Raw genomic sequence first — 19,132 nt, forward strand, 5'->3', positions numbered from 1 at the left:
GAGAAATACAGCCACACGAAGAATCAAATGGGTAATTTTCATTAGGTGATAATAAGTTAAATAAAATTAGCTCTCGCGAAGCGCCAAGAAACTAAGTTTTTTATCTGAATCAATCTGATAGTTCTGTGGGCAGTTATTTAAGCTTTCTTAAATATAAGTAAAGTGTTTTACAACTTGGCGTCTTTGCGTCTTGGCGAGAAATACAGCCACACACAGAGTCAAATGGGTAATTATTTCATATTATAAGGTAATATACGGCTTCTGAATTCCGAAGGAATGGAATAGCTCAGCCTGGTTTGTGAGAACCAGGATACAAATTGATGAAATAAACATATGAGTTCTGAAGGAACGCCATAGATCTTAATTAATAGGTGATGATGAGTTAAATAAAAATCATCTCTCGCGAAGGCGCCAAGAACCTAAGTTTTTTATCTGAGTTAATTTTATAGAGTTAAAGGCAGTTCTTTAAGCTTTTTGGAAAAGTTTAAACAAATCTAAGCTATCACTTGGCGTCTTCGCGTCTTCGCGTCTTGGCGAGAAATACAGCCACACACAGAGTCAAATGGGTAATTATTCATTAGGTGATGATGAGTATACTTTTAATTTTTATCACGCGGAGGCGCTGTGATGCCGTTTTTTTTTGTTCAGAGTGCTAAAGGAATGGTATAGCTCATCTCTCGAGTTAAATAAAATCATCTCTCGCGAAGGCGCCAAGAACCTAAGTTTTTTATCTGAGTTAATCTGATAGTTCTGTGGGCAGTTATTTAAGCTTTCTTAAATATAAGTAAAGTGTTTTACAACTTGGCGTCTTTGCGTCTTGGCGAGAAATACAGCCACACAAAGAATCAAATGTGTAATAATTCATATTATAAGGTAATATACGGCTTCTGAATTCCGAAGGAATGGAATAGCTCAGCCTGGTTTGTGAGAACCAGGATACAAATTGATGAAATAAACATATGAGTTCTGAAGCAAGGCCATAGATCTTAATTAATAGGTGATGATGAGTATACTTTTAATTTTTATCACGCGAAGGCGCTAAGAAACTAAGTTTTTTATCTGAGTTAATTTTATAGAGTTAAAGGCAGTTCTTTAAGCTTTTTGGAAAAGTTTAAACAAATCTAAGCTATCACTTGGCGTCTTCGCGTCTTGGCGAGAAATACAATCACACAAAGAATCAAATGGGTAATCATTCATATTATAATGTAATATTCGGCTTCTGAATTCCGAAGGAATGGAATAGCTCAGCCTGGTTTGTGAGAACCAGGATATAAATAGATGAAATAAACATATGAGTTCTGAAGCAAGGCCATAGAATGTTATTCATAATCCTTCACGATTAAGTAGATTAGAGGGCATGATGCTGCGCATACGAGAAGGACGCTGTCCCCCTCGTGCTCCCCCAGCAAGGCTTTGCCAATCCTGGACCAAGCTATCAGGGGCTTTGCCCCGCTTTATGAGTAATTATGTAATCCTTTACTGTTTTTGAAACTTTGTTTTAAAGACCCCCTCCAAAATATTTTGTACTTATTAAGCAATTTATTGTGGATTTTGAGCATTGCCATTTGTATTATAGACTCATCTTGAAGTGTAAAAATTTAGGCATCAATGGTTTATGTACATGTGTTAGTTTTTAATTGTGAACTTTATTATTTATAATCTATTTATAATGCAATTCTTATACATAAAAATTATCAATACATTAATATAAAATTAATAAATTAGCTCTATCATGATTTAGTTAATAGTATATGATCGTCTATAGATTTAAAATAAGTATATTATTACATAATCGTAAACACTCTTTCCTTAATCTTACTTTTTGCGGAAGCTCAAAAATGAATTTTTCATTTTTGATGCGGAGCCTGCCAAGCTTAAAAATACCTAAAATCAATACTTTAGTGAAGATCAGTGCTTGACTGAACAAATTAAATATTCACAATTTAAAATTATAATAAGCTATGCTAAAAAAACTCGAAGAAATTGCTCGACTTGCCGGGGCTGAGATCATGAAGATCTACGCCACCGACTTCGCCGTTATCGAAAAAGAAGATAAGTCACCCCTTACTGAAGCTGATAAAGCCGCCAATGCCGTCATCTGTGCTGAACTCGCAAAGAATTGGCCGGATATTCCCATTCTCTCGGAAGAAATCAAAAACGCCGAATACTCCGAGCGCAAAGATTGGAAGCAAATGTTCGTGGTTGACCCCATCGACGGTACTAAGGAATTCATCAAAAAAAATGGTGAATTCACCGTTAATATTGCTCTAGTTGAAAATGGCGTGCCCACTGTCGGCGTGGTTTATGCTCCCGCTATTGACGACATGTATGCTGCTGATGAATCAGGCGCTAGCCTCAATGACGAAAAGCTACCTTTACAAATCAACGAAACACCCGAAAAGTCACTCACTATCGTAGCGAGTCGCTCCCACATGTCACAGGAGACCCAAGACTACGTTGATTCACTGAAAGAAACCACCGAGAGCATCGAACTCACTTCCGTCGGTAGCTCACTTAAACTCTGTTACGTAGCATCCGGTAAAGCCGATCAATACCCCCGCCTCGCCCCCACTATGGAATGGGATACTGCAGCCGCCCACGCCGTCGCCCTCGCCGCCGGCAAGCAAGTGCTCAACTTCGAAACGAGACAGCCACTACAATACAATAAAGAAAATTTACTCAATCCATGGTTTTTAGTAAAGTAAACTTTGTAAAGTTTATAAGTTTACGAAGCAAAGCTTCTAAGTTGACGCTTTGCTGAGTTTACGGAACAAAGTTCCTAAGTGATAGGAACAATAATATGAATTTTGAAGATTTAGAAATTTGGAAACGTTCAGTAAAATTAAGTATTCTCATTTATAAAGAAACTTTAAGCCTAAAAGATTATGGATTTAAAGATCAGATAACTCGTTCGGCACTTTCAATTCCTAGCAATATAGCAGAGGGTATGGAACGTGATTCTGTTAAAGAAACGAAACATTTCCTCTCCTATTCCAAAGCTTCATGCGGAGAACTTCGAACACAAATAATTATTGCCAAAGAAGTCGGTTTCTTGAATACTAATTTCTGTGAAAAAACTTACCAAGAATGCAAAGAACTTTCTCAAATGATCTCATCATTTTCTAAAAAACTAACTTAACTCAGCGCAACGCGCGTTAGCTCAGCGCATAGCGCGTAAACTCAGCGCAACGCGCGTAAACTCAGCGCAATGCGTAAACTCAGCCGCAGGCGTTAGCTCAGCGCATAGCGCGTAATCTCAATTAAAAATTGCCCCAATGAACAAAGCCCTTATCATATCAAATACACGACTCAAACATAGTACGATTGTTGAGTCCAAATATGATTTTACATATGCTGATACGAGCAAGCTTGGTGACCTGATTCTCAAGGCTAAAGATGTCAACCTCGTTGTTCTTTCTCTCAAAGTAGAAGAACTGGATTCACTCAAACCTACACTTCTAGCGTTGAATATCTGCAAACTTGTCCACATTGTCCTTGCTGTTCAAGCCCCCACTTCTCACCAGGTCTTTAGCGAGTTCAAAAAATCTTTTAAGCTATATAGTCAAAAAACTTCTTTCAAGGAAATCCATTTCATTGCTGAACAAGCCGATTGGTATTCAAATACTTCCCTTGATGACTTACTGCAAAAAATCAATACCAAAGCCCCCTACAACCCAACAGACTTCCGCTTCTCAGTAGCTTCAGTCCAAGGCAAAACCCTAAAGGGCAAAACCCTATCCGGAGCCATTGCAGATAATCAAGAAGTTCTCATTTTGCCTTCTCAACAAAAAACTAAAGTCCTATCAAGTGATGACGGCTTGCTACTCAGCTCCACTGAAAAGATCCAAAGCGGGAACATAATTTGCCGCCCCAATAACCTACCCAACTCGGCTAGTGAGCTCGATATCAAACTCTTTTGGCTGAGCCCTCAGTCTTGGAGAGCCGGAAACCAGCGCATCCTCGTCAAACACAATTCCTTTCGCGTCAATGGCTTTATCGAAAATATTTCTTATTCTATTGACTCCATGGATTTGCACCGCCAAGAAGTCACACAATTAGATTGTGGCAGCTTTAGCAAGGTTAAACTCACTTGTGCAGAGAATCTCTATTTCGATGCTTATCACAACAATAGAAATAATGGCTTTCTTGAACTGCTTGACCCCGAAAGCCAAGAGTTGCTCGGCTATGGGTTCATTAAATCAGAATCACGCGAAACACAAAAAGACCAAGTTAAATCCACTAATATCAAAGTGGAGGACTTTGACCTTACCCGAGAGGATTACGAAAAACGCAATGGTCACAAGGGCTGCGTCCTGTGGTTCACTGGCCTCTCTGGCTCAGGTAAATCCACTATTGCCAAGGCACTCATGGCAGAACTCCATGCCCAAGGCAAGCACGTCAATAGCCTGGATGGTGATAATGTTCGCTTTGGCCTCTGCTCGGACCTAGGCTTTACTGCTAAAGATCGCTCAGAAAACATCCGCCGCATCGGTGAACTCGCAAAGCTCTTTATGGAAAATGGCAACATCGTTCTCTGCTCTTTCATCTCTCCCTTCCAAAAAGATCGCGACTTCGTACGCTCCATTCTTCCAGATGGCCGTTTCTTCGAAGTCTTTGTGGATACAAATATCGAGACTTGTATCGAACGCGACCCCAAGGGCCTCTACAAAAAGGCCCTCGCTGGCGAGATAAACGGCTTCACGGGCATCGATTCGCCCTATGAGGCTCCGCAAACCCCCGAGATTCATCTCAAGACGGATCAGCTCAACCCCGAAGAATTCCTTCAAGAACTTATAACACAATTACAAGCTATTCTATAGATTTAGTAGTAAAGCTAACTGTTTTAGTTCTTTTTGCGAAAGAAATTTTATGTAACTTTTTATCATAACAGCTAATTGTTAAAAGTTGTCCCTTACTTTCTAATAACTTGATTTTCTTGAGAACAGGTTTTTATCTTTACTCTAATAAATAAACTACTCATTAGTAAACACCCTCCCAAACATGTTTATTTTACTTTTCTTGCTTAAATTATCGTAGTGTTATCAGATCTACACATTTTAAATGGGAATTTTATTAGCGCCATTGTAACTATATTAGAACTTGTATATAAAAAATATCGATATAAATAAAGTTTTTTCACGTATTAATTCAGCCTATGACAAAAAAGAGTATTCTGATGTTTATCTTAGGAAAAATAAATTATAATAATTACAAAAATTGTTAACCTTTTAATTCACTTATATTTATGAAAGCAATATTAATTAACAGTACTAGCACATACAATCATCTTGGTTGTTATTTTACAACTTATGGGCTCAAAAAATTACTCAACAAACATCATGTAGAAATTATTTATGAACTTGAGGTTAACAATTTAAACTTTGAATGCTGTTCGGATCTTTTAGATTCACAAAAAGATTGCCTGTTGATTATTAATGGAGAAGGTACAATCCACGACAATCAGCCATATGCATGTGCACTCTTAAATTTCTCAAAAAAGTACCATAACAGAACACTACTTTTAAACTCGCAACTACGCAATATGAGTTCAAATTATATACAAATCATTAAGACATTTTTATTTGTTCAAGTTAGAACCAGGTTCGATGAAAATTGGTGTTTAGAGAACAACTTGACTAATGTGGTTTATTGTCCCGACATGCTATTTTATTCAGGCATTGAAAAAATATGTAAAAACAAATCAAAAAATAAATGGGTGATATATACAGACTCTCATTGCGTTGATGCAGCTTACCAAATTGCTAAAATGTATTCTAATGAAGATTATAAAAATAAAAAATGGATTAATCTACATTATTTAAATCCTGGCACTGCTATAAGTAAGTTTAAATTAACTTGCCTTAATTTACTAAAATACGTATATAGCTCTAAATATATAACAAAGTACTTAAATAATCTTTCATGTAATTATCTATCAAGTATAATTTCAGATTTTCTTAATGCAAAGGTGGTGATTACTGGTAGATATCACGGGGCATGTTTAGCGATAGCGTTAGGAAAACCTTTAATCTACGGAAATTCAAATACATCAAAAATTAAAGATCTTTGCAATGATTTTAAAACTGGAATTGGATTAAAAAAGTTCCAAATGTTAAATTATGATTATAGTGATATAACAGTAGATGAAGAATATATTCAGCAAAATTTAAATGATTCTTACAACAATCTCAATGAGAGATTACATGAATGCCTTGATAATATTATTTTGTAGGTTTCTATCTCCACTATTTAATTTTATTTTATTATTTGTTTTAGATAATCTATCTAATGCAACCGTTCAAAAAGATGTTGTTGCTACACAGTATTTATTTTTTTTGTTAACTGGCTGGTATGGTTTAAGTAATAGACAAAAATTAGTTCAAGAAATAAGGGCAAAACAAATTTCTAGTTTTCCTTTAATTCACATGGCTGTGATAACTTTAATTATTTCTATTATTCTTTTAATCTTTAGAGAATCTAATTTTATAAAATCAGACCTACTATCATCATCTAAATTATATTACATTATTTTACTAAACAGTATATTTTATATAGTAAATACTGTAGCATATGCGTACTATTGGTCATTAAATAAATTACAAATTAGTTACTTATACGAATCTTCGTTTGTATTTTTTTTAATTATATCAACATTGTTAAATATTGATAATTTTTATGGTATTATAAATACCTTTACAATCTTCTATGGATCATTTACATTAATTCTTTTGTGCAAATTATCTTATTCTATTTATGTATTAAAATTAAAAATTAAAAAAGACAGTCTCATGTCATGGGTTAACGGTATTCTTATATCAATTATATCCTATGCAGAGTTTTTTGTAATTGACAATTTAACAGGTGTAGAAGTCATACAATTAAGGTATGCATTACTATTTACCATGATAATAATTACTATTTTGTCTGTTAATCGTCAAAAGAAAATAGCCACAAATAATTTAAACATCAATCCTAAAGAAATATATTATAGTATCTTAGGTTTAATTTTTCTGGTATTATGTTCTTTAAAATCAAATTTTTTATATGACTCTTTGTTGTTTTTCTTCATATCATTAGTGGTGCAAGTTAGGCTGAGCAACATCACATACATTTTATATAAATCAAATAAAGCTGTTTATGCACCTTTTGTATCTTTTATCACAGTAAGTTTTTTGTTAATGTATATTTACAATTGTGATTTTATTAGTACGAGAGACGTATTTTGGTTAAAGTTCTACATAACTACTATAAATGTGTTATTGTATGCGAAAGTATTTTATTTTGTAATTAGAAAAAAAGAAAAAACCGTTTAAAAACAATATGTTATATATAATTAATCATAAGTATCATTTGGACAAAATTGACTTAAATGACAGTGACTTAATAATCATTATTAGTCCAAAAAAATTGCTATCTCATACAGATAAGAAAATTATACATTTGCCAATGATAGAGTCTAAACCTTTAGCTTTAAGTTTTATTTATTGGTTAAAATATTATATACTACTATTCAAGCTCTCTAAACACCAGGAAAAAGTATGTTTTTTTGGTATACAAGATGTTTTTAGCTTCAAGTTATATAATTGTTTTAAGAAAAGACATAGTTCTATAAAAGTCGTTGCTGATAATGTTGAGTTTTTTTTAAGGCCTGAAGTTAAAGAATTACCAGAGTTAAGAAAACTTACATTTAAAAGTTTAATAAAACTATTCATCTTTGGGTTAATCTTTGATTACTATCAAGGGAAAATTGGTTTTTTAGGTAATCGTCCTGTTTTTTCAATAAGTGGCTCTGTTTTGTGTACGAAAAAGTCATTTTTTAACGTAAAAGCAAAGAATACTGAGCCATTTAATGAAGATTTAACTTTTATATCTCAGCCCTATTACTTGGATCATTCTATAGATTTTGAAACTTATGTGGATCAATTAGTTAATATTTTGAAAATTAACAATGTCAATAAAATTATTTTTCACCCAAGAGATACGAAAGTATATCGCAATATTATTTTAGAAAATAATTTTCACGAGTTTAATACAAACTCCTACATAGGCATCTATTCAACTATGTTATTTGAAATGAATCTTAACGGAAATAAAGTTAAGTCAATTTTTAAACCATTAGAACCTTTATTCACGGATGATTATATATCTTTTGTTAAATTCATTTCAAACAATACAGGTATTTGCCTGAATGGTGAAAGGTACTGGGAACTAAAGTCCACGAGTTTTGATAAATTAATAGAATTAATTGGCTTAGTAAAATGACAAAGTTGAGATTATACAAAATACATGTTCTCTTTTTTTTGTTTTTATTTGCTAATTTCTATTTAAATATACCATTAAAATTTACGGGTAAAGTAATGTGGGGTGCGATAAGCCTCATTCTTATAATGATATTATCTATATTTAACTTAGATTTCAAAAAGAATGAAGCATTATTTTTATTTTTAATTTTGTTTTATCTTATCTTGTATGTCTTTATACCAAACATTAATTATAGCTATAGCAACTTAGTATCTTCATTTCAGTTCTTACTTGCATTTTTTTGTTTCATTCAATTAAAAAAAGTTTTTAAGAAAAATTGTGACATAATAAATTACATCTTACCAATTTTTGTATTTATATTGTTCTCTTTGTCAGTTTTTGAAACTCTAGGAGTCACAAAGACATTGAGTGACTCATTTAGAAATATAGTTTACTCTCATGGAGGGTTATATAATTCAGACTACAGAGACATAGCATTAACTGGCAGGGTTAGACCAAAAGTCTTTGCTTCTGAACCATCAATGCACGTTTTATTCATATGTATTTGTATTTTGTGTATAAAAGCCAGAAAGATCACCGATAATAAGTTGTATCAAGGTATCTATTTAGCAATACTATTAATATTATTTTTCATTACAAATAGTCCTACAATAATTTTAACATTACTTTTGTTTTTTTTGATTCAAAAAGCTGACGCTAAGCTTAAATTAAATCCTAAAGTTTTATTTATTAATTTTATATTAATGACAGTTGTTTTATTTTCAATTTCTCAAACCGAAGCTTTTCAAAAGCGAATAAATCGTTTTGGTCAAGTTCATGAAGTAACTAGTGATAATGTGAGAATAATTTTTCCTATTATTACCATGATAGATGTAGTAAAAACTCACCCTGTATTTGGTCTTGGGATTAGTAATAAAGATAAAGTAATTGAAGTAAGTAGTATATACAAAGATTTAGATTATGAACACACTCATGCTAATTTAGTACTTGGCACTAATGCAATTACCAAAGCTATAGTTTTTACAGGTTTTGCGGGTTTTTCTTTTTTTTGCATTTTATTTTACAAAGTCTTTTTGGATGGGAAAAATATAAATCTACATAATTTTTTATTAATTTCTACTTTGATTATATTCGTACTTGGAGCTTTTGAACAAGTTTATTTTTGGATATTAGCTTCACTTATTTATTCATCTTGCATGTCAAATACAAGCAATACCATTGGAAATTCAGAAATTAAAACAGAACAGGTTTAAATGACTAAGTTATATATATACGGACTAAAATCCTACATTAGTAAATTAGCAATGTGGTTACCTAGCAGTAAACTAAGAATTATTACATGTAGAATTTTTGGTAGTAAAATACAGTCTGATTCCCATATTTACTCTGGTGTAGAAGTAAGAAGTCATCGTAATCTTCAGATCGGATCTTTATCAGTAATTGGAGAAAGGTCTCATCTTGATGCTAGAAGAAAATTAATTATAGGAGATAATGTAAATATTAGTTCTGAAGTTATGATTTGGACTCTGCATCATGACAAAAACTGTCCCAATTTTTCAGCAGTAGGAAACTCTGTTATTATCGATGATTTTGCATGGATTTGTTCACGTGCAATTATTTTACCAGGTGTAAAAATAGGCAAAGGTGCAATTGTTGCTGCAGGTGCAGTTGTAACAAAAGATGTCCCAAATTATGCTGTAGTAGGAGGTAATCCCGCAAAAATCATTGGAGAAAGAAGTCGTGACCTTCAATACAAATTAAATCAAAATATTCCTTTTATATAATGCCTCTAATATCTATTATCACAGTCACTTACAACTGTTGCCATTTAATTGATCAAACCACAAAATCAATACTATTGCAAGACTTTAACAACTATGAATATATAATTGTTGATGGCAATTCAGAGGATGGGACTCAAGAAAAAATAAAATCTACTTTGTTAAAGTTTAAAGTTCCTACAAAATTTATATCTGAAAAAGACAAAGGTGTTTATGACGCCATGAATAAAGCAATAAACTTATGCTCTGGTCAATATGTAATTTTTATGAATGCTGGCGATTCATTTTATAGTTCAGAGACTTTAAACTTCGTGTCAGCGACACTTTCTGAAAAAACCCCCGATGTATTATTTGGTGATCATGCATTAATAAGTAAAAATAAAGAAACAAGATACATTAAAGCTAAAAATTTAAGTAACTTATGGAAGAGGATGGTTTTTTGTCATCAGAGTATGTTCACAAAAAGAAATCTGTTAATCAAAAACCCCTTCGAGGTCACAAATTTAGCTGCTGACCATACACTAATATATAAGCTTTATATGAACCAGTACTATTTTGAATATACGCCTAAGACCCTTGCAAATTATTTAGATGATGGACTTTCGGTCCAACATTATAGAAAAAGTATTTTGGATAGATTTATAGGTGTTTATAAACATACAAAACCCACAACAATAAAAATAAAACTAATTGCTTATTATCTAATAATATACTTTTTAGAACCTCTAAAATATAAACTCAGCAAGCTATTAAGATGAAAATTTGTGTTATAACACCAGAAAATCCATTTAAATCATATGGAGGTTTAGCTTTATACAGCCGTCAGATGATTGAGTCATTAAAACTATCATATATAAATCATCAAATTGAGATAGTTTGCCTTATTGAAAGTAATACTGAATCATACAGTTCTTATAAAGATAATGATTTTTTAATTCATGAAGTAAAAATTAAAGCTTCTAACAAAATTTTTTCATTATTTACAAAACGATCATATAGTTCAGTCAGATATATTCACTATTTTGATAAAATCCAAATAAACTGGGATACGTATGATCATTATATTTTTAACCATCGTTTATCACTTGGCTTTTATAATAAACTAATAAAAACATCAAAACCAAATACCAAGTTTATTTATATTAATCACAACGATGAATATGGTAGTATGTGTGGTATAGCAAAATATATCAAAAATCCAATAACAAGATTATTAGCATATCGTGAAGCTAAGAAAATTCTTAGAGAAGAATTAAATATTTTAAAAACATTTAATAAATCAAGTTTTATTAATATAAGTGATTATCATGCTTACACAAAATATGACAAAAAGTTTAAGATTAATAATCAAAGTACTATTCCCATTTATCTAGATGAAGAGAATGGTAACCATAACTATCAACCTCATTTATTATTAACTGGATCATTTGATTGGTTCCCCAAAAAAAGAAATGCTGAATGGTTATGTAATGAAGTGTTCCCATTGATAAAAGAACAGTCTCCAGAAACTAAATTATTTATAGTAGGCAGAAAAGCTAATTGTATAAAACTGAATGATCAAAGTAATATTGAAATTCATAGTGACGTAGATGATATAAACATATTTTACAATATGGCAAGCTATTTTATAATTCCGGAAAGACAAAGTGGAGGTTTGAAAATTAAAAGTATAGAAGCAGCCATGAATAGGAAAGTTATTGTTTCTACTCCTGAAGGTATAAGTGGTTCAGGATTAATTAATAATAAAAGCTGCTTGATTTGTGAATATGGAGATAAAGTGAAGTTTTCTCAAACAATAATAAATGTGTTAAATGATAGGGGTTTTAGTGAATCAATATCTAACAATGCATATGAACATACTAGTTCTAATTTTAACTTTAACAAGGTAACTGAGCAATGGAAAACCTTTTGGTCTAACACCTGAATTTATTATGAAAATCTGTATACACGACTATGGTAAATATCCATTTATTCAAGAGTTAGCTCAAAAGTTAGCTAATGATTGTATAAAAGTTGATTACCTCTACAACGCATCATTTTTAAGTCCTAATTCCAATTCTATTGACGAAAAAAAACAAAACTTTCAAACAATCGGTATTTCAACAAAAGATAAAATTGATAAGTACAATTTCAAAAAGCGCTTTGTCCAAGAGGTTGAATATAGTAAAAATTTTGAAACATATTTGAATGAATCAAAGCCTGATATTGTGATTACAGCCAACTGTCCACTTTTTACAGTTGATCAAGCTTATAAATGGGCACAAAAAAATAGTAAGCAGTTTCACTTTTGGGTACAAGATGTGTGGAGTGTAGCTGTAAAAGAAACACTTAACAAGAAGTTTGGCATTTTAGGGAATTTGGCGGCTCAGTATTTTATATATTTAGAGAAAAAACTTCTTAAGAAGTCGCATTCGAACATAGTGATTAGCAAAGATTTTATAAATCTACTCAATGAATGGAAAATTACTAATACTACGCATGTACTAGAAAACTGGGCTCCTCTAAAAGAGATAGACCCACAAAATAAAGAAAATACGTGGTCACAAAAACATCAGCTTGATAAAAGCTTTAACTACATATACACAGGTACTCTAGGCTTAAAACACAACCCTCAATTATTAATAGACTTGGCCCAATCACAGATTGACTCAAAAGTAGTAGTTGTCTCCCAAGGGTCTGGTGCAGATTATCTTAAAGATAAAAAAGATGAACTGAATATTAGTAACCTGAAGCTTTTACCCTTTCAAGATAAAAATGATTATTCTAAAATATTAGCTTCTTCTGATGTACTTGTTGCGGTATTAGAAAAGGAAGCAGGTAATTTCTCAGTGCCTTCTAAAATATTATCATACCACTGTGCACAAAAGCCAATTTTAGCTTCAGTTCCTAAGACAAATTTGTCATATAAGATATTGACAAATAATAAAAGTGGCTTGGGTGTTGATTGTGAAAATAACAAAGAATTTTTATCGCAAGCAAAGTGCCTAAAGGGTGACGAAAAATTGAGAAATTCACTGGCTGAAAATGCTCGTAAATATGCTGAGCTAACGTTCGACATAGATTTAAAAGTAAAAAAATTCATTAAAATCTTAGGAATTAATATATGATAAAAATATGTATTATCTTTGGAGGTGCTGGTTATATAGGTACAAATTTAACCAAACACTTTCAAGACTTAAAATTATTTGATAAAATTATTATTGCAGACATAAAGAAAAGTGATATTTATGATCCGAGTAACAATGAGTTTTTTGAATGCGATGTGAGGAAAGCGATTCATTATGAATTTAAAGATGAAATTGATTTCGCTAATTCTTGGATTGTTAATTTAGCAGCAATTCATCGCGAACCGGGGCATGAGAGAGAAGAATATTTTGATACAAATATTTGTGGTGCCGAAAATATAAATCTTTTCATGGAGCATTACGGTTTCCAAAATTTAATTTTCACATCCAGTATTGCTCCATACGGTAGATCGTTAGATCAACGTTGCGAAAAGTCACAGCTTTATGCAGAAACTCCCTATGGTATTTCAAAGGCACTTGCGGAAAAGATACATCAAAATTGGATGTATCAAGAAAAAAATCGTAAGCTAATTATTATACGACCAAGTGTAATATATGGACCTAAAGATCCAGGAAATATATTAAGAATGATTAAGTCTGTTAAAAAGGGAACTTTCTTTTTCCCCGGAAAAAGTAGAGAGATCATTAAGGGCTACGGATACATATTTGGTTTAGTTGAGAGTATATCATTTGCGATGAAACATAAAGATACACTAATTATTTACAATTATGCGGAGAACCCCTTATTGAAATTGGGTGAAATGTGTGATGTAATTAGAAATAAATTCAATATCAAGAGACCAATTTTACAGATCCCTTCCTGGCCACTCTTAATTTTGGCATATTTTATTCAAATTGTTTCTAAGATTACTAAGACAAGTTCATCAATACATCCAACCAGAGTAAAAAAAGCAGGATTTCCAACAAATATTAAGCCCAGTTGGTTAATTGAGAATGGTTTTGAATTTAAATACTCTTTTGAAGAATCCATTCAGCATTGGGAAAAAATATCATCAGAGGATTTTGAATAATTTAATTAATGTTTACCTTAGCAGTAAAATCAATTAGAAACGATTTAATAGATTATAATCATAAGCTCTATCAACTCGAGTATAGTCGCAGGAAACCATTAAGATCATCTATGATAAAAATAAAGAGTTGACCAATTAATAGTTAACTATAAGAAAGTCCATTATAAATAGTTGATTCGTTTTAATTAGTTAAAACAACTTGATTTATTAGGCTAATTTTAAAAATCATATTAGATAAATATTTTACGGAGTCATATAAATTTACTTAAATACAGAAAACATATAATCATTTAATTAATCTCAATAATTCACTTTTAAGTAGTTAAATAAAACGTCACATTAATAAAAATTAGAAAAGAACTAATGACTTCTCGTTTTTGAACTATGAGTTTTTTAAAAATAAACTCAAGATGAATAATCATAACAAAATTTTCTATAAATCTTAAATTAAGGATATAATAATGATATACTCAAACGATAAACCATTCACACTATTCGGTGGTCTAAATGTTCTCGAAGATTTAGATTCTACATTATTTGCTTGTGAAAAATACGTGAAAGTCACAAATAAACTATCAATTCCTTACGTATTTAAAGCTTCTTTTGATAAAGCTAATCGCTCTTCAGTCCATTCGTACAGGGGTGTGGGATTAGATAAAGGGATGCGTATATTTGAGGAAATTAAAAAAGAATTTGGAGTAAAAATCATCACTGATGTGCACGAGATTTATCAAGTTGAGCAAGTTGCAGAAGTAGTTGATATTCTTCAACTACCAGCTTTTTTAGCCAGACAAACTGACTTAGTAGTAGCTATTTCTAAGGCCAAAAAACCAATTAACATAAAAAAGCCCCAATTCATGAGTCCTAGCCAGGTTAGATATATTGTCAATAAATGTAAAGAAGCAGGTAATGATAATGTTCTATTATGTGAACGAGGCACTTGTTTTGGGTATGATAATTTAGTTGTTGACATGCTGGGTTTTTCTCAGATGAAGATTGCTACGAATAATGCACCAATAATTTTTGATGTTACTCATAGTTTACAACAACGTGATCCTCTTAGCGATGCTTCTGGTGGTAGACGCGCACAGGTGTTAGAATTAGCTAAAGCAGGTATTTCAACAAGGATAGCAGGTTTATTTCTCGAATCTCACCCTGATCCTGATAAAGCTAAATGTGACGGACCGAGCGCATTACCATTGTCTTTGTTAGAAGCATTTTTACAGCAAATTAAAGATTTAGATGATTTAATTAAATCTCAAGAAAAATTAGAAATACATTAATCATGACACCAGAAGTATATCAAAAAAAAATACAGAAGATAAAATTAGTCCTATTTGATGTTGATGGAGTTCTGACTGATGGCTCTATATATGTTAATGAGGCATCTGAATGCTTTAAAGTCTTCAATGTGAAAGATGGTTTAGGAGTAGAACTTCTAAGAGCTAACGATATAAAAGTTGGCGTGATTTCAGGTAAAGCAAGCCCATCATTAAATAATAGAATTGAGCAACTAAAATTTGATGTGAGCGTCACTGGATGCAAAAATAAATTACCAAGCTTAAAAGATATTTGTGCAGACCTTAATGTTGAATACAGTGAGGTTTGCTTTGTTGGTGATGATGTTTTAGATCTTCCTATAATGAAAGTTTGTGGATTTTCTATCGCACCAAATGATGCACATGAATATGTAAAAGAACATTGTGATTATATACTAGACATGAATGGAGGTTTTGGAGTTGCAAGAAAAGTTGCTGATATGATACTTCTTAATCAAATGAAATCTTATGATAAAGTTTATGAACCCCTTATGAATAAAATTCAATATGGTGATTTGAGCGGAATTGAGCAATAATGAAAAACATCAAAGTAGTCATTCCCGCAAGATATGGTTCTACACGTTTACCTCAAAAAGCACTGTTAAAAATAAATAATAAACCAATCTTTTGGCATGTTTACCAAAGAGTTAAAGAAGCTGGTTTTTTGCCATCGGATATTTTCATTGCTACAGATCATGATGTTATATTTGATTTGGCGGTAAAACTAAGTTTAAACGTTGTAATGACAAAAGATAATCATGAAAGCGGAACTGACCGGATTAATGAAGTATGTCATAAACTTTCATGGTCGAATGAAACAATTGTTCTTAATGTCCAAGGTGACGAGCCACTAATTCCACCTAATTTGTTAAAGCAGTTATGTGAATTTGTTCTAAATAATAATTTCGATATAAGTACAGCTGTTTCTTGTATTCAAAACTTAAAGCAACTAAACGATCCAAATATTGTTAAGGTAGCTTTGACTGAGAGAAGTAATGCTCTTTATTTTTCAAGAGCTCCTATTCCATATAACAGAGACAATCATCAAACATTGAGAAATACATTTCGTCATATTGGCATCTATGCATATAAAGTAGGGGTTTTGAATAAATTATGTAGCAAACCTATGGCTGAATTAGAGCAAATCGAAAAGCTTGAGCAACTCAGGGCCTTAACTTTGGGATATACAATAGGTGCCATTAAATATGTTGGTGATATACCACATGGTCTTGATGTTATATCGGATTTTAAAGAACTTAAAAAAATTATGGATGGGAAAAATGAGTATTCTTGAAATTGCAAAGATGGTTTTTGAAATTGAAAAAGATGGTTTATGTCATGTTTCTAAACAACTTGATGTAAACTTTGAGCAATCAGTAACAAGTATTCTATCTTCCAAAGGTAGAACAATTGTTTGCGGCATGGGCAAGTCAGGTATTATAGGTAAGAAAATTGCCGCATCCTTTGCTAGTACCGGAACACCTAGTTTTTTTATGCATCCAGGCGAAGCATTTCACGGCGATTTGGGAATGGTTACTAAGGATGATGTTTTCATCGCTATTTCAAATAGCGGTGAAACAGATGAAGTATTAAAGTTATTACCTTTTCTAAAAGATAATTCCAATATTATAGTTGCAATGACAGGTAATTCGAATTCAACTTTAGCTCAGAATGCACACTATCATTTAAACATTGGAGTTGAAAAAGAAGCTTGTCCATTGCAGTTAGCTCCAACAGCGTCGACAACTGCAACATTGGCAATGGGAGATGCTTTAACCATAGCTTTAATGCAATCACGTAAATTTAAACCAGAAAACTTTGCAAGGTTTCACCCAGGGGGCAGTTTAGGCAGAAAGTTACTCAACAAAGTACAAGATGAAATGCAGACAATAAATCTACCTATCGTAACAGATGATTTAGCTGTCAAAGATTTGATTCAAGTTATAACTGAGTGCATGTATGGTTTAGCTATTGTTGTAAAAAGGAATCAATTAATAGGCCTTGTTACCGATGGTGATCTAAGACGTTCATTTGAAAAGTTTGGTAAAAATGTTTTCGATAAATCTACGAAAGATATAATGAGTCACAGCCCAAAAACCATTAGTCCATTAGTATCAATGCAGAAAGCCATTGAATTTATGGAAAGCTATCAAATTAATAATATTATTGTAATTGAAGATTCAGAGGTAGTTGGTATCTTAAAGAAATAGTATCAACTTCTAAAAAAACTAAAAGTGGAGAAATCTGTTACGAAATCAGATGAACTATGTTGATATTTTATAATTAATTAAAAAAACTTTTACAATTTAATTCTTTCTATCAAAAATGTTAATATAATTAGGTTCTAAGCTTTAGAATCTATTGTTAACTCTTTAAAAAATTAGATATAATGAGCAATCCTTCACAACCTCATTACGCCAAAATTCCGCTCTTATCAATAGCAAAGGCGAAACTTAAACCGATTACAAATCGGCACCTCAAACCTTGGCTTAAATAACTTTTAGGCTTTAGTTGGTCTTACTTTTTCAAACGAAGTAATTTTAAAGGAGCAAGCCGATTTAAATCAAAATTAAGCTCCGTAGCTGAAAATCATCTATTATTTATAGGTATTAATATTATGAGAAATAAATATATGAAAGCAAAAACAATTCTAGTTACTGGGGGGGCTGGCTTTTTGGGCTCCCACCTTTGTGATCGTCTGATCAATGAGGGACACAATGTCATCTGTTTAGATAATCTGCAAACGGGTTATAAACAGAATGTGGCGCACTTACTCAGTCACTCAAGCTTTGAGTTTATTCGTCATGACATATGTGAGACGATACGTTTGGAAGTGGATGAAATCTATAATTTAGCTTGCCCAGCGTCACCACCTCATTATCAAAATAATCCAGTGGGAACGACCAAGACTTGTGTTTTGGGATCTATCAATATGTTAGGTTTAGCTAAGCGCAATAATGCCAAGATTCTCCAGGCATCTACCTCTGAAGTTTATGGGGACCCTAAAGTTCATCCTCAGGTTGAGGAGTATCGCGGCGACGTGAACCCCATCGGTATTCGCGCTTGTTATGATGAGGGGAAACGTTGTGCCGAGACTCTCTTTTTTGATTATCATCGCCAACATGGTGTTAAAATCAAAGTGATGCGAATCTTTAATACATATGGTCCCAAAATGGATCCCGATGATGGCCGAGTGGTCAGCAACTTCATTGTCCAAGCCCTTCAGGGCAAAGATATCACTATCTATGGTGATGGCTCACAAACGCGGTCTTTCTGTTTTAAAGATGATTTGCTCGATGGCATGCAGGCGCTGATGAATTCCGATGATGCCATCACTGGGCCCATAAATATTGGCAATCCCGATGAATTCACCATCAAAGAACTAGCTGAAGAAGTGATCAGGCAAGTCGATACCACTAGCCAGATCATCTACAAGCCTTTACCAGCGGATGACCCAACAAGACGTAAGCCCAACATTGAAAAAGCTAAAGAAATTCTTAATTGGCAACCCAGTATCAAGCTATCCGAAGGATTGAAGCCGACAATTGCTTATTTTGATTCATTATTAAGAGGTGAGATAAAGCTTTAGTCGCTGAAGCGACAATTTTTAATTGTGAATTGAAGGTCAAGAGAGTTATTTAACCACAGATTTATATATTTCACGCAGAGACGCT

Annotated in this window: 17 protein-coding genes; all 17 read left to right on the top strand. The window is 32.4% G+C overall.

Translation table 11 applies throughout. The annotated features are described in order from the left end of the window. The first annotated feature begins 1,961 nt into the window (after nucleotides 1-1,961). The 17 genes from cysQ (at nucleotide 1,962) to LNTAR_RS17595 (ending at nucleotide 19,047) form a co-directional block, all read left to right on the top strand. On the top strand, nucleotides 1,962-2,705 hold the full coding sequence (gene cysQ, locus LNTAR_RS17515) for a 3'(2'),5'-bisphosphate nucleotidase CysQ (protein ID WP_007280087.1): 744 nt from the start codon (nucleotides 1,962-1,964) through the stop codon (nucleotides 2,703-2,705). A gap of 95 nt (nucleotides 2,706-2,800) precedes the next feature. Continuing rightward, a complete protein-coding gene (locus LNTAR_RS17520) occupies nucleotides 2,801-3,139 on the top strand; it encodes a four helix bundle protein (protein ID WP_007280088.1) in 339 nt (112 codons plus the stop codon). Nucleotides 3,140-3,275: 136 nt separating this feature from the next. Then, on the top strand, nucleotides 3,276-4,820 hold the full coding sequence (gene cysC / locus LNTAR_RS28010) for an adenylyl-sulfate kinase (RefSeq protein ID WP_007280089.1): 1,545 nt from the start codon (nucleotides 3,276-3,278) through the stop codon (nucleotides 4,818-4,820). Nucleotides 4,821-5,245: 425 nt separating this feature from the next. Beyond that, nucleotides 5,246-6,232 carry a polysaccharide pyruvyl transferase family protein gene (locus LNTAR_RS17530; RefSeq protein ID WP_007280090.1) on the top strand — a complete coding sequence of 329 codons (987 nt, stop codon included), beginning with the start codon at nucleotides 5,246-5,248 and terminating at the stop codon, nucleotides 6,230-6,232. Further along, nucleotides 6,192-7,313, top strand: coding sequence for a hypothetical protein (locus LNTAR_RS17535; RefSeq protein WP_162026421.1), 1,122 nt, complete (start codon nucleotides 6,192-6,194; stop codon nucleotides 7,311-7,313). The genes LNTAR_RS17530 and LNTAR_RS17535 overlap by 41 nt, the downstream gene beginning before the upstream one ends. 7 nt (nucleotides 7,314-7,320) lie before the next feature. Continuing rightward, nucleotides 7,321-8,262: a hypothetical protein gene (locus LNTAR_RS17540; RefSeq protein WP_007280092.1), complete on the top strand. Its 942-nt coding sequence runs from the start codon at nucleotides 7,321-7,323 to the stop codon at nucleotides 8,260-8,262. A gap of 404 nt (nucleotides 8,263-8,666) precedes the next feature. Continuing rightward, on the top strand, nucleotides 8,667-9,515 hold the full coding sequence (locus LNTAR_RS17545; RefSeq protein ID WP_157473669.1) for an O-antigen ligase family protein: 849 nt from the start codon (nucleotides 8,667-8,669) through the stop codon (nucleotides 9,513-9,515). Beyond that, nucleotides 9,516-10,046, top strand: a complete 531-nt coding sequence (locus tag LNTAR_RS28270; RefSeq protein ID WP_007280094.1) for an acyltransferase — start codon at nucleotides 9,516-9,518, stop codon at nucleotides 10,044-10,046. It begins immediately after the preceding gene. Further along, nucleotides 10,046-10,801 (top strand): glycosyltransferase family 2 protein, encoded by a 756-nt coding sequence (locus LNTAR_RS17555; protein ID WP_007280095.1) that lies wholly within the window; start codon nucleotides 10,046-10,048, stop codon nucleotides 10,799-10,801. Before LNTAR_RS28270 ends, LNTAR_RS17555 begins: the two co-directional genes overlap by 1 nt. Then, nucleotides 10,798-11,967, top strand: a complete 1,170-nt coding sequence (locus LNTAR_RS17560; RefSeq protein ID WP_007280096.1) for a glycosyltransferase — start codon at nucleotides 10,798-10,800, stop codon at nucleotides 11,965-11,967. The genes LNTAR_RS17555 and LNTAR_RS17560 overlap by 4 nt, the downstream gene beginning before the upstream one ends. A gap of 7 nt (nucleotides 11,968-11,974) precedes the next feature. Beyond that, entirely contained in the window at nucleotides 11,975-13,150 is a 1,176-nt protein-coding gene (locus LNTAR_RS17565) for a glycosyltransferase family 4 protein (protein WP_007280097.1), read from the top strand. Continuing rightward, the gene (locus tag LNTAR_RS17570; protein ID WP_007280098.1) at nucleotides 13,147-14,139 is read left to right on the top strand and encodes an NAD-dependent epimerase/dehydratase family protein; all 993 of its coding nucleotides are present in this window, start codon (nucleotides 13,147-13,149) and stop codon (nucleotides 14,137-14,139) included. The genes LNTAR_RS17565 and LNTAR_RS17570 overlap by 4 nt, the downstream gene beginning before the upstream one ends. A gap of 461 nt (nucleotides 14,140-14,600) precedes the next feature. Next, nucleotides 14,601-15,422 (top strand): 3-deoxy-8-phosphooctulonate synthase, encoded by an 822-nt coding sequence (gene kdsA, locus LNTAR_RS17575; RefSeq protein ID WP_007280099.1) that lies wholly within the window; start codon nucleotides 14,601-14,603, stop codon nucleotides 15,420-15,422. Nucleotides 15,423-15,424: 2 nt separating this feature from the next. Then, a complete protein-coding gene (locus LNTAR_RS17580; protein ID WP_007280100.1) occupies nucleotides 15,425-15,994 on the top strand; it encodes a KdsC family phosphatase in 570 nt (189 codons plus the stop codon). Next, the gene (gene kdsB, locus LNTAR_RS17585) at nucleotides 15,994-16,752 is read left to right on the top strand and encodes a 3-deoxy-manno-octulosonate cytidylyltransferase (RefSeq protein ID WP_007280101.1); all 759 of its coding nucleotides are present in this window, start codon (nucleotides 15,994-15,996) and stop codon (nucleotides 16,750-16,752) included. Before LNTAR_RS17580 ends, kdsB begins: the two co-directional genes overlap by 1 nt. Then, nucleotides 16,739-17,668, top strand: a complete 930-nt coding sequence (locus LNTAR_RS17590) for a KpsF/GutQ family sugar-phosphate isomerase (protein ID WP_007280102.1) — start codon at nucleotides 16,739-16,741, stop codon at nucleotides 17,666-17,668. The genes kdsB and LNTAR_RS17590 overlap by 14 nt, the downstream gene beginning before the upstream one ends. Nucleotides 17,669-18,075: 407 nt before the next feature. Then, on the top strand, nucleotides 18,076-19,047 hold the full coding sequence (locus LNTAR_RS17595) for a UDP-glucuronic acid decarboxylase family protein (protein WP_007280103.1): 972 nt from the start codon (nucleotides 18,076-18,078) through the stop codon (nucleotides 19,045-19,047). Nucleotides 19,048-19,132: the final 85 nt, after the last annotated feature.

Origin of the sequence: Lentisphaera araneosa HTCC2155, assembly GCF_000170755.1 — a bacterium.
Lineage (GTDB): Bacteria > Verrucomicrobiota > Lentisphaeria > Lentisphaerales > Lentisphaeraceae > Lentisphaera > Lentisphaera araneosa.

Excerpts from the sequence above, each read along its gene's own strand:
- LNTAR_RS17560 (WP_007280096.1), top strand. The coding sequence starts at position 10,798 with ATGAAAATTTGTGTTATAACACCAGAAAATCCATTTAAATCATATGGA.
- LNTAR_RS17535 (WP_162026421.1), top strand. The coding sequence starts at position 6,192 with ATGAGAGATTACATGAATGCCTTGATAATATTATTTTGTAGGTTTCTA.
- LNTAR_RS17570 (WP_007280098.1), top strand. The coding sequence starts at position 13,147 with ATGATAAAAATATGTATTATCTTTGGAGGTGCTGGTTATATAGGTACA.
- LNTAR_RS17530 (WP_007280090.1), top strand. The coding sequence starts at position 5,246 with ATGAAAGCAATATTAATTAACAGTACTAGCACATACAATCATCTTGGT.
- LNTAR_RS17595 (WP_007280103.1), top strand. The coding sequence starts at position 18,076 with ATGAGAAATAAATATATGAAAGCAAAAACAATTCTAGTTACTGGGGGG.
- LNTAR_RS17580 (WP_007280100.1), top strand. The coding sequence starts at position 15,425 with ATGACACCAGAAGTATATCAAAAAAAAATACAGAAGATAAAATTAGTC.
- cysC (WP_007280089.1), top strand. The coding sequence starts at position 3,276 with ATGAACAAAGCCCTTATCATATCAAATACACGACTCAAACATAGTACG.
- LNTAR_RS17540 (WP_007280092.1), top strand. The coding sequence starts at position 7,321 with ATGTTATATATAATTAATCATAAGTATCATTTGGACAAAATTGACTTA.
- LNTAR_RS17565 (WP_007280097.1), top strand. The coding sequence starts at position 11,975 with ATGAAAATCTGTATACACGACTATGGTAAATATCCATTTATTCAAGAG.
- LNTAR_RS17590 (WP_007280102.1), top strand. The coding sequence starts at position 16,739 with ATGAGTATTCTTGAAATTGCAAAGATGGTTTTTGAAATTGAAAAAGAT.
- kdsA (WP_007280099.1), top strand. The coding sequence starts at position 14,601 with ATGATATACTCAAACGATAAACCATTCACACTATTCGGTGGTCTAAAT.
- LNTAR_RS28270 (WP_007280094.1), top strand. The coding sequence starts at position 9,516 with ATGACTAAGTTATATATATACGGACTAAAATCCTACATTAGTAAATTA.
- kdsB (WP_007280101.1), top strand. The coding sequence starts at position 15,994 with ATGAAAAACATCAAAGTAGTCATTCCCGCAAGATATGGTTCTACACGT.
- LNTAR_RS17555 (WP_007280095.1), top strand. The coding sequence starts at position 10,046 with ATGCCTCTAATATCTATTATCACAGTCACTTACAACTGTTGCCATTTA.
- LNTAR_RS17520 (WP_007280088.1), top strand. The coding sequence starts at position 2,801 with ATGAATTTTGAAGATTTAGAAATTTGGAAACGTTCAGTAAAATTAAGT.
- cysQ (WP_007280087.1), top strand. The coding sequence starts at position 1,962 with ATGCTAAAAAAACTCGAAGAAATTGCTCGACTTGCCGGGGCTGAGATC.